This window comes from Microcoleus sp. AT8-B5, from assembly GCF_036705565.1.
In the GTDB taxonomy this organism is placed as follows: Bacteria; Cyanobacteriota; Cyanobacteriia; order Cyanobacteriales; family Microcoleaceae; genus Microcoleus.
The window spans coordinates 1-14,722 of sequence record NZ_JAUBUY010000016.1 but is presented as its reverse complement, the minus strand read 5'-3'; the positions used below and the strand labels follow the sequence as shown (position 1 = coordinate 14,722).

Annotated in this window: 9 protein-coding genes and 1 CRISPR repeat array; of the genes, 4 read left to right on the top strand and 5 right to left on the bottom strand. The window is 46.8% G+C overall.

The window, feature by feature from the left end; genetic code table 11:
- Positions 1 to 17 precede the first annotated feature (17 nt).
- From QUB39_RS13115 to QUB39_RS13095, 5 genes are all read right to left on the bottom strand, one after another.
- Complete coding sequence (locus QUB39_RS13115) at positions 18 to 917, bottom strand: S1 RNA-binding domain-containing protein (RefSeq protein ID WP_333053701.1); 900 nt, start codon at positions 915 to 917, stop codon at positions 18 to 20.
- Positions 918 to 1,098: 181 nt separating this feature from the next.
- A complete protein-coding gene (locus tag QUB39_RS13110) occupies positions 1,099 to 2,343 on the bottom strand; it encodes a transposase (RefSeq protein ID WP_333053702.1) in 1,245 nt (414 codons plus the stop codon).
- Positions 2,344 to 2,426: 83 nt separating this feature from the next.
- A complete protein-coding gene (locus QUB39_RS13105) occupies positions 2,427 to 3,185 on the bottom strand; it encodes a dienelactone hydrolase family protein (protein ID WP_333053703.1) in 759 nt (252 codons plus the stop codon).
- A gap of 1,192 nt (positions 3,186 to 4,377) precedes the next feature.
- A CRISPR array of direct repeats spans positions 4,378 to 6,917; the repeat unit is 37 nt; unit sequence GCCGGAAAAAACCTAAAACCCTATCAGGGATTGAAAC.
- 87 nt (positions 6,918 to 7,004) lie between these two features.
- Entirely contained in the window at positions 7,005 to 8,231 is a 1,227-nt protein-coding gene (locus QUB39_RS13100; RefSeq protein WP_333208180.1) for a glycosyltransferase family 4 protein, read from the bottom strand.
- Positions 8,232 to 8,650: 419 nt separating this feature from the next.
- A complete protein-coding gene (locus tag QUB39_RS13095) occupies positions 8,651 to 10,969 on the bottom strand; it encodes an IMS domain-containing protein (RefSeq protein ID WP_333208181.1) in 2,319 nt (772 codons plus the stop codon).
- 519 nt (positions 10,970 to 11,488) lie between these two features.
- Here QUB39_RS13095 and QUB39_RS13090 point away from each other — a divergent pair.
- The 4 genes from QUB39_RS13090 (at position 11,489) to QUB39_RS13075 (ending at position 14,708) form a co-directional block, all read left to right on the top strand.
- Positions 11,489 to 12,676, top strand: coding sequence for an RNA-guided endonuclease TnpB family protein (locus QUB39_RS13090; protein ID WP_333053707.1), 1,188 nt, complete (start codon positions 11,489 to 11,491; stop codon positions 12,674 to 12,676).
- Between the two features lie 84 nt (positions 12,677 to 12,760).
- A complete protein-coding gene (gene pdhA, locus QUB39_RS13085; protein WP_333053708.1) occupies positions 12,761 to 13,798 on the top strand; it encodes a pyruvate dehydrogenase (acetyl-transferring) E1 component subunit alpha in 1,038 nt (345 codons plus the stop codon).
- Between the two features lie 242 nt (positions 13,799 to 14,040).
- Positions 14,041 to 14,292, top strand: coding sequence for a hypothetical protein (locus QUB39_RS13080; protein WP_333053709.1), 252 nt, complete (start codon positions 14,041 to 14,043; stop codon positions 14,290 to 14,292).
- Between the two features lie 161 nt (positions 14,293 to 14,453).
- Positions 14,454 to 14,708, top strand: coding sequence for a hypothetical protein (locus tag QUB39_RS13075; protein WP_333208182.1), 255 nt, complete (start codon positions 14,454 to 14,456; stop codon positions 14,706 to 14,708).
- The last annotated feature ends 14 nt before the right edge of the window (positions 14,709 to 14,722 follow it).

Genomic DNA, 14,722 nt, shown 5'->3' with positions numbered 1-14,722 from the left:
GGTAATTAGATCAAGACTTAAGAAAGAGTCTTTCTAGCACGTTCCGATCGCTCTTCTGCAGTCTCCATAACATCCGCCATCTTATCCACCATTTCCCCTGGGTAATTTTCTAGTACCCGGGTAGAAAGTGAAATTCGGCCACGACTTTCATCGAGGTCAAGCACGATCGCTTTCAGGGGTTGACCGGGAGCAAACACCTTGCCAAGGTTATCAATATATTTTTGGCTGACTTGCTTGATGTGCAGCAAACCGCTAACTCCTTCCAAGTCCACAAACACGCCAAAAGGCTTGATGCTGCTGACTTTTCCTTCCACCAACTGACCAATTTGCAAGTCCTTGAAAGCATTCGATTGAGTGGCCATCCGCTGGGAAAGTACGAGTTTTTCCCGTTCGCGATCGACCTCCAAGAAATTAACGCTCAAAGATTGACCGATCAGCGATTCTAGGTTATCGCGATCGACTAAGTGCGATCGGGGAATAAAGCCGCGCATTCCCTGAACATCTACAGTCACGCCGCCCTTATTTGCGCCAGAAACCCGCACCTGAAGAACTTTACCGGTTTCCTGCAATTCCACTAAATCTTCCCAAGCTTGCTGAATTTGTAACTGCCGCAGAGACAAGGTAACTTGGCCATCGGCATCTTGTTCGCGGATAATCAAAAAGTCCCGTTCCTCGTCCAGCGGAACCACTTCCGACAAATCCGTTACTGTTCTCAAAGCAGCCTCTTCGATCGGCAAAAAAGCCGAAGACTTGCCGCCGATATCAACATACGCGCCGTTTGAGTCGTACTCGAACACTTTGCCGCGCACTACTTGTCCCTTCTGGAATTCGTAATTGTGCTGTTCGAGGGCTTTAGCAAAATCATCCATTGAAAAGGATGGTTTTGCGCTTTGAGAACCTGTAGATTTGGAATTCATGTCAGTTTAGTTGTCAGTTGTCAGTAATTTAGTTGTCTGTTGTCAGTAGAAAAATTTTCCCACCCGGACCATCGGACTATCGGACCATCTCCCCATCTCCCCATCTCCCACTCTCTAAGCTGGTTGAAGTTGCTGTTGACACTCCCCTGCCTGAAGGCGAGGGGATTCTTAAGAACCGCAATCAAGCGTGGATCTTGATTCGTAATGGCTGTGCCAAACAGCCTCTAGACAGTCCGGTAAAACCATTCTGCTTACTTTTTCTGCCAATATTTGCAGCACCATTACAATCAGCGTTAATCAAATGTCCTTCCCAAGTCCGATACAATCCGCGCTTAACACGCTTGCCAGAAAATTGGTAAGTTGCTGGTTTGCCGGCATTGTAGACAGGCAAATCGTCACCATCCAAAGCGCTAGCTTTGCTTGTATACGATTCTTCCTGTTCAAGGTAGAGCAAGCCGTAACGCTCACAAAGCGATTTCAGCTTACCTCTCAAAGTATGAAAAGGAATTTGGACAAAGTTCTGATTGTTGCGACTGCTAATATTGATTTCCTGCTTCTGGCCCAAATTGAACCCGACAATCACGCGCTCAATTTTCTGGGCAATGCAATGGTCAATAATCAGCCTTGCCGTTTTGCTGAGATAGTCCCTAACTTGATTGTTTCGATTGACAAGCAATCTAGCTTGACGCTCAGTTATCCGCTCAATCTTTTGTCTATCTTTGATAGATTGCAATCTGGCATTTTCTTTGTTGAACCACTGGTTAATAGATTTAAGTTTACGACCATCCACAATAAAGGATGCCCCATTGGTGTCAACGCAAGTAGCCAAATTGTCCAATCCCAAATCAATGGAAATAGCGCTATCAACGACTGTTTCAACAGGTTCTGGTTCAACCTGGGAAACAAACTCGACTTCAAAGAATCGAGCATTGTACTTAGAATGTATCCGAACTTCTTTGATAGCTTCAGGATTAAGTCTCTCAGGGAATGGAATAGATACCGCTCCAAACAGCTTCTTGAAAGCATTTGACATCGGTACATTAAACCGTCCGTCCTTAACCACGATCCGAGGAATTATCAATACAAAGTAGCCATCTTTGGGTAAGTAGTGAGGCAATCTCACCTTCGGTTGATAGCGGCCAGATTTAACAGCGCTAATCAAGGCATAGAAACTGTGAAACGTTCTGTCTACTACTTTCAAAGTCTGTTGAGCAATATCCGTGTTTAGCAAACGATAGTTCTCGTTTTCTTTGCACAGATGGTAGGCAGATTCGTAACGCAAGTGTTTGCGCTCCTGAAAGTAGTATTGTCGAACAGTGTAAAGCCCTACATTGTAGAGATTTTTGCTAAGACGACACAACTCTCGCAGTGCCAAAAACTCAGACTTGTTTAGATTGCGGATTTGGTTCTTTTGAGTCAGGTACATCCTATTGGTCTCGCTGCATATTCTATTCTACAGCGAAACCTCTCAACTTTCTGGTTAAATTGCGGTAAAAAGGCAAAGCCGTCCTAGAAGGACGGGGTTTCCACCCATATTTTCTGATGAAATAGCTGCTTCACCTGCCTCCACGAATCGGCTGCTGCCGTAGCGTCGTAACTGCCGCGGTGGTCGCAGAAGAAGCCGTGATCGGCATTGTAGCGGAAAATTTGGTGAGAAATACTGTGTTTTTGCAATTCGGCGGCGATTTGGTCAACTTGTTCTAAGGGAATGCTGGGGTCTTGAGTGCCAAAAAAGGCGTAGAGAGTGCCTTTAATGTCTGCTGTGCGGGCGATCGTGGGGGTGCCGCCGCCGGGGGTTTGGGTGGCGATACCGGCGCCGTAGAACGACGCTGTAGCCTTGATTTCGGGCAAAGTAGCGGCAAGGTAGGCGACGTGCCCTCCAAAGCAGAAACCGATGCAGCCAAAACCTTCTGGTTTGACTGAGGGTAGAGTTTTGAGATAATCGATCGTGGCTTGGATATCGCCGAGAAGTTCGGAAGCGGTGGTTTTTTCTTTGTATTCTCTGCCGATTTGGATGGCTTCGGGTGTGTAGCCGGTTTCAAAGCCGGGGGCTTGACGCTGGTAGATGGCTGGGGCGATCGCCACATATCCTTCTTTTGCTATTCTTTCAGTAACTTCGCGGATGTGCGAGTTGACGCCAAAGATTTCTTGAATCACGATAACTGCGGGAAATTGCCCTGGGGAGGCTGGCTGGGCTAGGTATGCAGCTATTTGTAAATCCCCGTTAGGAACTGTGATGTTTTCGGTGCTAATTTCGGCTTTTGTCATAAGTAATTTTAAGGTAAATGCCACTCTACTGATTTTAAGTTAATTTGGGGATTGTGTATGCAATTTGCCAATAATGTTTTTCGGAACGGCGAAGCACAAATACCGCAAATATGGCAGGTTAAACTTCGCTACTTATTGAATGTTTAGGTTTCGCTGAATAAGTTAGGGAAAATCACTCCTAGCAATTAATTGGAGATTCAATTTCGGTAAAATATAAGTTGTGGTCTGTGATTTTCTAAAGCATAGATTTTGATAAGTCTAGGACTTGGCAGCTTTTATCTGGCTCTTTTGTGAGATTTTAGAGATAAGTGTCTAAGCCGTTAGCTGTTGAATATGAGCTAATTTTTTTTGATAGATCGGAGTTGTTTTTTAATCGCTTTGCTTTCTGGTTGGCGGAATAGTTTGAGGAGATTGATTCCGGCTAGGACTCAAGTCTAAGTTACGATCGCCATGCCGAACAAAGTCATGCAACCAGTTGAGGAGATTGATTCCGGCTAGGACTCAAGTCTAAGTTACGATCGCCATGCCGAACAAAGTCATGCAACCAGTTGAGGAGATTGATTTCGGCTAGGACTCAAGTCTAAGTTACGATCGCCCCGCCGAACAAAGTCATTTACTCGGGGCGAAGCCTATTTCGCAGCCCAAAAAGTCTAAGTTACGATCGCCATGCCGAACAAAGTCATCCAACCAGTTGAGGAGATTGATTCCGGCTAGGACTCAAGTCTAAGTTACGATCGCCACGCCGAACAAGGTCATCCAACCAGTTGAGGAGATGGATGGAGGCTAGGACTCAAGTCTAAGTTACGATCGCCCCGCCGAACAAAGTCATCCAACCCAAGGAAGACAGTATTTGGTTTTTTCCGCTGTGCGCTTGCTGTCAGGGTAAGATCGAAGGTATTGGTGGGGTAGTGCCAGTGGATCGCACAATATTTTTTGCCTAGTTTCCGTGAACCGGTAGGTGTTAAAATAGGGGCATCAAATTTTTCGGCTCAAACTCATGTGCAGCAAGAGTTTGATGCCCCTCGTCTGAAAAAAACATTCACGGAAAATCTGTAAGCTTTACAGGATAAGGTTTTGGAGTGAATATGAAATTTTTGGTATTGACAACCCGAAGGCTGGAATGGTACTTTTGTTTTAGATTCACGGAACTGCACCTTGAAAACCAAATACACCCAGGCTTCTGGAACGGGCGGCCGGAAAAAACCTAAAACCCTATCAGGGATTGAAACAAAGCAACAATGAGAGGACTTGGGGCAACTGGTGCAACTAGCCGGAAAAAACCTAAAACCCTATCAGGGATTGAAACCTCGCCACACGCCCCCAACACCGCCGCACTGATCAGCCGGAAAAAACCTAAAACCCTATCAGGGATTGAAACACATCTATTGACATTTTCTTTTTCCTCCTAATTGCGCCGGAAAAAACCTAAAACCCTATCAGGGATTGAAACGTGCAAAATTATCAGGAATCCCGGCAACAGCGGGTAAGAATGCCGGAAAAAACCTAAAACCCTATCAGGGATTGAAACTAAAATTTGATACCGAATCCAAAATTGAGCAATCTAAAGCCGGAAAAAACCTAAAACCCTATCAGGGATTGAAACAGATCACTCATCGTGTAATAACTACCCTCTTCAGTCACCGCCGGAAAAAACCTAAAACCCTATCAGGGATTGAAACTTTCTGGGGAATTTGAAGAGGAGGAGGATGACTGCCGGAAAAAACCTAAAACCCTATCAGGGATTGAAACATGACTCCTTTGTATTCACGCCAATTTCGCAGGCCGGAAAAAACCTAAAACCCTATCAGGGATTGAAACTGTGCCAGCTACGATTTCGGGAACACTAGCGCCGAGCCGGAAAAAACCTAAAACCCTATCAGGGATTGAAACGATGAATCGAACCGGGTCGAATGTGATTCGATTCGCCGGAAAAAACCTAAAACCCTATCAGGGATTGAAACCTACAGCTAGTACGCAAGGAGGTACGACATTAGTCGCTCAGCCGGAAAAAACCTAAAACCCTATCAGGGATTGAAACGCCGCGTCAGTCCACTTATGAACTGATGTAAAGCTGCCGGAAAAAACCTAAAACCCTATCAGGGATTGAAACAGAGAATGGGGGGTTGATGAAGACGGTTTTACTCCAGCCGGAAAAAACCTAAAACCCTATCAGGGATTGAAACCAATGGGGAGAGGGAGGGCGAAGTGCAGGGCGATCGGCCGGAAAAAACCTAAAACCCTATCAGGGATTGAAACGCTGCAAACAAGAAGGCAACAAAGGAGCTAGGGGTGCCGGAAAAAACCTAAAACCCTATCAGGGATTGAAACTGATACCTAAGTCTCGCAATAAAGAGCAAATCTCAAGCCGGAAAAAACCTAAAACCCTATCAGGGATTGAAACAATATCGCCCACTATACCTACAAGTCAGAAGAAGAAGCCGGAAAAAACCTAAAACCCTATCAGGGATTGAAACCTGCGGGAAATTCCTCACTGGTGTAAATTCCCGAAGCCGGAAAAAACCTAAAACCCTATCAGGGATTGAAACTTAGAAATGGAGCCCGGCTACTTTGAAAATAATTTCGCCGGAAAAAACCTAAAACCCTATCAGGGATTGAAACGCCCGAAAACCTTTCTACTACAATTGGATTTTCCCTGCCGGAAAAAACCTAAAACCCTATCAGGGATTGAAACCGCAGAATTGGATTTAAAGCCGCTTCGATCGATAGCGCCGGAAAAAACCTAAAACCCTATCAGGGATTGAAACTGGAATAAATGAACTGGGGTTCCTTGCTTAATTGTGTGCCGGAAAAAACCTAAAACCCTATCAGGGATTGAAACAGGCATCGATCAACCACCAAAGGACGACGGCATAGAGCCGGAAAAAACCTAAAACCCTATCAGGGATTGAAACGCTAGAAAGTTTGCCCACTCTAAATAACTGGTCAGCCGGAAAAAACCTAAAACCCTATCAGGGATTGAAACCATAAGCAGCGTGAGGATCTAAAACTATTACCTCGTGTCGCCGGAAAAAACCTAAAACCCTATCAGGGATTGAAACCATCCAAGATTTCATCCAAGATTGCTGCGACAAATTCGAGGAAGCCGGAAAAAACCTAAAACCCTATCAGGGATTGAAACGGTGGCAACCACGCCACGAACGAATTGCTCGCAGAATGCCGGAAAAAACCTAAAACCCTATCAGGGATTGAAACTGTAGGTTGAAGAAATTTAACAAAACTCAGTCAATAAGCCGGAAAAAACCTAAAACCCTATCAGGGATTGAAACTGAGCCTTTAACTGGGTTGCCTTCATCATTCAGCCGGAAAAAACCTAAAACCCTATCAGGGATTGAAACCTTGCATTTTCGATCGCTTGCTGGCGTTCGTATTGCCGGAAAAAACCTAAAACCCTATCAGGGATTGAAACTTGAGTTAGTAATTGACACAGCGACAGGCGCTGCTTATGCTGCCGGAAAAAACCTAAAACCCTATCAGGGATTGAAACCGATTCGATCGGCGTCCCTTCTGATTTAAATAACGCCGGAAAAAACCTAAAACCCTATCAGGGATTGAAACATTTTTGGACACAAGAAAAACTAACCAAAGTTTACTTAGAGCCGGAAAAAACCTAAAACCCTATCAGGGATTGAAACATGCTATCCATAAAATAGAGAAAAGAATAGAAGCAATAGAGTGCCGGAAAAAACCTAAAACCCTATCAGGGATTGAAACGAATAAGATTGAACCGAACGGGTGCTATCAACACCCGCTTATGCCGGAAAAAACCTATTTCCCCATCTAGGGCTTGAAACGCCCAAACTACAAAATTATTGGCTCAAAAATAGACCTCTCCTCTCTCTTTTTATCTCCTCCCATAACCTCAAGCAATCGATCGACTACACGCCTCCAAGTAAAATTTTCAGCCACAAAAGCCGGGCCCGCAACCCTCGCTTTCGCAGCCAATCCAGGCTGTTCGATCGCCCTGCACATCAAATCAATCAAATGTTCCCCATCAGGAGCTAAGATAAATAAGGTTTCCCCGTCACTCACCACAGCCGTAAATTTACTCTCAATCCGCTGTGCAAAGTTCGATCGCGTAAAATCATCCGTAGGGCCGCCCGCAGTGCAAATAACCGGCAAACCACAAGCGGCAGCTTCCAACACCGGCAGATTAAAACCTTCTGCCAAATAGGGAGAAACATAAACATCTGCTGCTTGGTAAAACTCTGCTATTTGAGCAAAAGATAGCTGGCTACCAGTATAAATTAATCTTGGTAAAACCCTCGCTCTTTCCGCATCGTTGAGCACAACTCGGCAGGCTTGGGCAATCTCGTCTCTCGACGGATAAAGCAGTTCAGAACCTTTTAAAACTAATCTCGCATCTGGATATTTGTCAACTACCGCAGCGAAGGCTTTTAATAAAGGGCGAATACCTTTGCGATCCGTTTGTCCTCCGATGTTTAAAAATATAAAATAGTTTGACCAGCCCAAGCTTTGGCGCAGTGATTGACGCCGATCGCCCGCAGCAGGATAATAAATCTTAGGATCGACTCCCAAAGGTACGACGGCAATGCGATCGGCCTCAACACCGCTGCGAATTAAGCCAGCTTTTGACCAAGCTGAAGGTGTAATAATTTTCGTTTCTGAGTTAACCGCAGTTTCGGCGATCGACTTAACACCCATCCCCTGTAATACTGAACTCGTAATAATCCCCCATTCTGTCGCTGCAAATACCCAAGTTTGAGCGCTGCTGGATGCCGAGAAGTCCCACGGGCAGTACATTCGCAGAGTAACATCCGCTGACTGATTTACCGCAGGGCTCTTAATGCTGCGAAGTAATGTTTCATTTGGGCGATCGAATAAACTAATTTTCGTCTCCCAAGCTGGGTCAATGTAGGGCATATCGCGGTGAAAAAGCTCAATTTGTCCTCGCGGGCGATTCCCTACGGGATAGCTGCGCCGCGCGTGCATTTCCAGCAGTTGAAATTGATTGGCTACGCAATAGGAATGATAAATAAAACGCCAGCCTTCAACAATAATCTGCAATTCAAAACTCCCGCTTTTGGAATTAAAAATTCACCTAATAATCAGAAATTGGTAATTAGTAATTAGCCAGCATAAATTACCAATTACGAATAATTCAGGAGCCAGAATCCAGAACAGTTTCTGTGGGACAGGATGGAGAATCGAGCTTTAAATCCCGCGATTTTAATCGTGGACACCAAAAAATTCTTTCCGTGACAGTTACCCCTGACTTCAGGCATAGGTATGCTTAATCCAGTCTTCTTTCTTCTGATATCATATCGGATGGATATCGAGCGATTAAAAGGGCGGGTTTTTGAGATTGTCAATTATTGGCAGATATTTTTCGTGAACCCGCCCCTACCTTATTAGGCGTAATCTACTCGACATAATATGACTTCTGACTTCTGACTCCTTCTGCTCAATTACTAATTACCAATTCCTTACTTAATCACTTGCCAATCCATAATCCGCCACTGTCCCTCTTGGCGGATCAAGTCGTAGCGCACCCGCAGGTTTTCATTGCGGGAAGAAACGAGTTGAGAACGATCGAACACTTCGGCTTTTTCCGCGACTTGGGCATCTACTTGGGCGCGATCGGGATTAGTCGGATTTGTGGTAACTCCATTAACTTGCAGCTTGTGTACATAACGCTGGTGCGCGTTGTTACGCTGTTGAGCTTCTGCCATTAATTGCCAGCGAGACAAAGCCGGTTCTGTGAGAACTTGCTTTAATTCTTCGACAGCGTGATTGGGGCCCAAAGCCGCTGCTTTCGCCGATAGCCAGCTTTGAACTATTTGTCCGGCTGATTCCTCAGTGATTGCTCCCGATACTGCGCCTGTGGCGCTCGGTTCTGGGGTTGGGGCCAAGGCAGGGATTTCTATGGGCGGTTCTTCCAGGCGAACGAGGGCTTGCTCTCCTTGGAGGGGGCCCGATAGGGCTTGCATCGCGCTAGCCAACAGACTGAGTATTAACCACAGGAATAACAGGCTCAGGACACCTGCCACTAGAAGCAAAGCCAGCTTGTTTGGAGGCATGGACTTGACTTGGGCGGTAATTTCTGTTGCCTTGGTGCGCGCTCGATCGACAAAATCGCCCTTTAGCCCCTTGCCACTTGCTCCGCTGCGCCCTGAATGTTGGCGTCTGCGATGTTTGGAAGTCGATTCTGCAGGGTGTGGCACTGTAGCTATCGGGAGAGAGACGGGGGCAACAGCGCTAGGCGCGGCCACCGTTGCCGGGGATTTCGCGCCAGAGGCTGCGGTGGAATCCGCGCCCGGTACGGGGGTCAACGTGACCGTACTGGCTCCCTGCTTGGCTGTGGGTGCCGGTGTGGGTATGGCAGCGGGCGATCGGCCTGCTGTCGGTTGCAGTCGCCCTGGAAGCTTGCCGGAGCGGGGCTGCACCACGACCCATTCGTTGGCGGTTTCTGCGTCCTGTGGCAAAGCTTCTAGGTAAGCTTGTACTTTCGGGTCAGCAAAGTAATCTTTCAAGGACACTGACTCGTTGGCCAAGTCGCGGAAGTGGGGAAACACTTCTTCTTGTAGCCAGTGTTCGGCGTACAAGCACAGTCCGGGCAACAAGTCGGGTGAATCTTGGGAATGTTCGCGAATGAAGGCCAGGGGTTCTTTTTCCGAACTCAGTTCCAGGGCTCTGCTGGCTTCTTCTGTCTGGCCCAGCAGCAGGGAACAGACGGCTTTTTCCAGGTGAACGTCTTGGCGGCGACCCAGTTGCATCAGCATCAGCTTGGCCCGACGGATCATCGATGGCTGTCTGGCGGCAAATCCTTGGGCTAACAAGGTGTAGACCGAGAGGTAAGTGGCGACTGCGGAGGGGCGACCGGCTTCGGCTTCAAATAGCGCCTGCTGCTCGCTGCTAGTTAGGTGTTTACGCATTTGCTGCACGAACCGGAGGAAGTCTTCTATTCCTAAACCCGATCGATCGTCTCCCGAACCGTCGATACCGCCTCGTTCTTGAAGCATTTCTCGCAGGATTTCCAGTCCCTTGCGACGCTCAGCGACTTTTTCTTCCGGAAGTGATAATAGCTCTAAAATGTTGTACGGACGGAGTTTGTATATGTCGGCTTGCATTTCACCCCTCACGCTTGCAAATAGGCTTTCGCGCAGCAGCAATTCTTGACCTGCTTCTAATGATTTTGCGGCATTTTCGTACTGACCTTGCTGCCACTGTTCCCGGCCGAGTTCTAGACAGGCAAGGCTGACGGTTAAAACTATATCTGGCCTCACGAGCTGCGGGTCGCCGAAACGACCTTCTGCGATCGCGATGCTGCCATTGTTAAGATACGGGCGACCCAGCTTCTGTACGAGTTCGTATTCTCCCAGTTCTTGCAGTATGAGCAGGGCTCCTACGAATTGGTTGTCATCGATTTCAATACTTGGAGTGTGGGGGTCGGGAGCAGCCTCTAAAGCCTTGGACTCTGCCGGAACGGTTTCTCCTGCGTCTTGCAGGAAGGTGGCCGGGCCTGCTGAGGTTTTTGACCTCTGGTGCTTGGCTTCCTGTGCCGCTTCCGACTCTCGATCGTAAGTTTTGGCTAAAAAACTGGCATCGTAAGCTTTGCGCCCCTCTGAGTCTGACAGAACGGCGCAGGCTTCATCGAGCAGTTGTTTGCGGGCGACGATCGCAACTTCGGAATACTCCCGGCGCGGAAGCTGTAAAGTTCGATCGCGGTGAGCCTGCTGCAACTGTTCGGCAGTAGCTTGAATCGGTAGACCCAAAATCCGGTAGTAATCTAGTGGAATTAACATAAGTTAAAGAACTGTCCACTTCCCCAAAGCGCTAGCAACTGAATTAGCCTATCTTAAGTGACATACTCCCGCAAACCAAATCAAAAATTCTGGTGTTGGCTTCCAACCGCCCCCTTCACGGTATGTTGGACTTGCCGTAGAGATACTCTGATTTTTTTCCCTCTAGGGCGTTTTACAGTGAGGAAAATGCCAAGGCCCATTGCCCGTCAGCTAAATGAGTGGTTTGACTCTTGAGCATTTTCGGGTTTGAGAGTAATGGAATTATATCATTCGTGTGCATGGGGTTTAGATGGGAGTTTGTTCTCCGAGTCCCGGCAATCCGCCCCGAGGGCCAAACTCATTTTAACTTTTGAGGGGGTTTGGGGCAGCTCTAAGTCCCACCCTGTACCCGTTGGGTCAGCGTTGGGATACATGGACTCCCCCAAGCAAATTTTATCTGGTCAATCAGGCGTAAAATTTGCAAGCTAGAGGGAATAATTTTATCAGAAATATATATAATTCTAAAGGGATGTGAAAACAATGCAGCATCAAGCCGTCAAAGTTAGGCTATATCCGACAACCCAACAGCAGGGGATACTAGCTCAACACTTTGGCTGTTCCCGCTGGTGGTGGAATTACGCACTAAATATGTGTATTGAAACCTACAAAGCCACGGGTAAAGGCTTGACCCAAGTTGCGTTAAACAAACTCCTGCCAAACCTTAAAAAACAAGAAGAAACACAATGGTTGTCTGAGTGTTACTCTCAGGTTCTGCAAGCTACTACGCTTAACCTGGTAACTGCTTACAAGAACTTTTTTGAGTCTAGGCCAAAATACCCTAGATTCAAATCCAAGAAAAATAGGCAGTCAATCCAGTACCCGCAATCAGTCAAACTGGTTGACGGCTCCCTCAAGTTTCCCGGTCGTGTCGGCCTTGTCAAAGCCAAGTTACATCGACCGATTGAAGGAACCATCAAAACTGTAACAGTCAGTGTTACTCCTTCGGGGAAATACTATGCCTCTGTGCTGACAAAACTCGAAGGAGATAAACCAGTTGCTTGCACCGATGGAAAAGTTGCCGGAGTTGACTTGGGATTGAAAGATTTTGCTGTTGTTAATGATGGCATCAAGACATCCAAGTACCCTAATCCCAAGCATTTAGCAAAACATGAACGCAACCTGAAAAGAAAGCAGCAAAAATTAGCCAGAAAGGAGAAAGGAAGCAAGTCTAGAAATAAAGCCACGAAACTGGTGGCTAGGGTTCACGAACGAATTAGCAATGTCCGCCAAGACTACTTGCATAAGCTGTCAAGAAAGCTTGTTGACGATAACCAAGTCATCGTAGTCGAAAACCTTCACGTTAAGGGCATGGTTCGTAATCACAAACTAGCTCAAGCAATTTCTGATGTAGGTTGGGGAATGTTTGTCAATTTCTTGCATTACAAACTTGACCGCGAAGGTAAAGTGTTAGTAGAGATTGACCGATGGTTCCCTAGCTCGAAACTCTGCTCAAATTGTCACTATCAGGTGAATGAAATGCCATTAGGTGTTAGGGTATGGACTTGCCCTAGTTGTGGTACTCATCACGATAGAGATGGCAACGCTGCAACCAATATCAGAGCAGAAGGAATCAGAATGCTATCGGTCTTGGGAACCAGGACTGCTGCTGATGGAGGGGATGTGAGTCCGAGACTGGGACGCAAGTCCAAGTTGACGCAATCCCCGTAGAAGTCAGAAGCTCACGCTGTACCTTTATGTCAGCGCTGGGTAGTTCACATGTCTAGGAAGCCGATCGTCGGGTATTAATTATTTATGGTTCAGGAACGGACTTTACCAGTTTTTGACGCGCAAAGCGTAACCATTTCTCGGGATGAGGGCTTAATGCTCTACGAGGATATGGTCTTGGGGCGCTACTTTGAGGACAAGTGTGCTGAGATGTACTACCGGGGCAAAATGTTTGGTTTTGTCCACTTGTACAACGGTCAGGAAGCTGTGTCTACTGGCGTGATTCGATCGATGCGCCGGGATGACACTGATTACGTTAGCAGCACCTACCGCGATCACGTTCACGCTTTGAGCGCGGGCGTGCCGGCGCGGGAGGTAATGGCGGAGTTGTTCGGGAAGGAAACGGGTTGCTCGAAGGGCCGCGGCGGTTCGATGCACATGTTTTCGGCAGAACACCGACTGTTGGGAGGTTATGCTTTTGTGGCTGAGGGAATTCCTGTAGCTACGGGTGCGGCTTTTCAATCGAAGTACCGGCGCGAAGCTTTGGGGGATGAGAGTTCCGATGGCGTGACTGCTTGTTTTTTTGGCGATGGTGCTGCAAATAACGGGCAGTTTTTTGAGTGTTTGAATATGGCGGCTTTGTGGAAGTTGCCGATTATTTATGTTGTGGAAAACAACAAATGGGCGATCGGGATGGCCCACGAGCGAGCTACTTCTGACCCGCTAATTTACAAGAAGGCTCATGCTTTTGGCATGGCTGGTTTTGAGGTTGACGGGATGGATGTTTTGGCGGTGCGGGAAGTGGCGAAGGAAGCTGTGGCGCGGGCGCGGGCCGGCGAGGGACCGACTTTGATCGAGGCTTTGACTTATCGCTTTCGCGGGCATTCTTTGGCCGATCCTGATGAGTTGCGTTCTAAGGAAGAGAAGGAATATTGGTTCCCCCGCGATCCGATTAAGAAGTTGGCTGCTGAGTTGATCGATCGAACTTTGGCAACGGCTGAAGAATTGAAAGAGATCGATCGTAAGATTCAAGCAGTAATTGACGATGCAGTGGATTTTGCTGAGAAAAGCGCTGAACCAGATCCTAGCGAATTGTATCGGTTTATCTATGCAGAAGATGAGTAAGCTGTTGTGCATTTAACTTGTATGTTTAGGGCGGGCTCTTAGGCCCAACCCCTACTCCCCACAAGAGTGATAGAAGCCCGTAGGGATACGGCGAAAGCCTTTGTCCCTACTGCACTTCCTAAACCAGAAATACGCTGTAAGACTTACGTACAAACTCTACTTGTAGGGTGTGCATTGCGAACCTTACAACCATCAATTAGGGCTAGAATCAAAGGTAGACTTTCTAGACGAAAAGAGGCGATATGATAAATCTCGATCGCGCTCAAACTCAATCCCGCAAAAATATGGGTGCAGTTCGAGTCAAAGTCAAGCTAACGAATGCCATTGATGCAGAGGTAGTCCAAAGAGGATTGCTCAATCCAAATCTGTTGCGTGTGTACGAAGCAGAAGCACTCATAGATACTGGTACGGTACGCACAGCTATTCCTGTAGAAGTCCGCGAACACCTGGGTTTAAGAATTAGGAGTCAATCGATTTTAGATTTTAGATTTTAGATTTTAGATTTTAGAGGCGACCCCACAGATAAATGCTCTTTATTGAGGATTTTCGATTTTCGATTTTGGATTGATTCCACGGATAAATCACGTGGCGGCTACCACATGAAGAAATTGGTGGTCAGGAAATAGCAAAATATGCTGATAGCCGACAAGAAACAGTGGGTTTTACTGGGCCGATTATCATTGAAATGCAAGGGCGCGAAACGATTGATGCGGTAATGGTTTTAGGCGATATCGTATTCATCGGTCACACTGTGTTAGACACTTTCGATTTGCTAGTAGATTGCAAAAATCCGCGTCTAATTCCCAATCCCGAAAATCCCGAAAGGTTTGTATTGAGAGTTCACTACTATATAGCAATCCTAAATGATTATCAAGACTATGATACTATTATATGCAATACTCGATCGTGAATAAAAAGATGAAT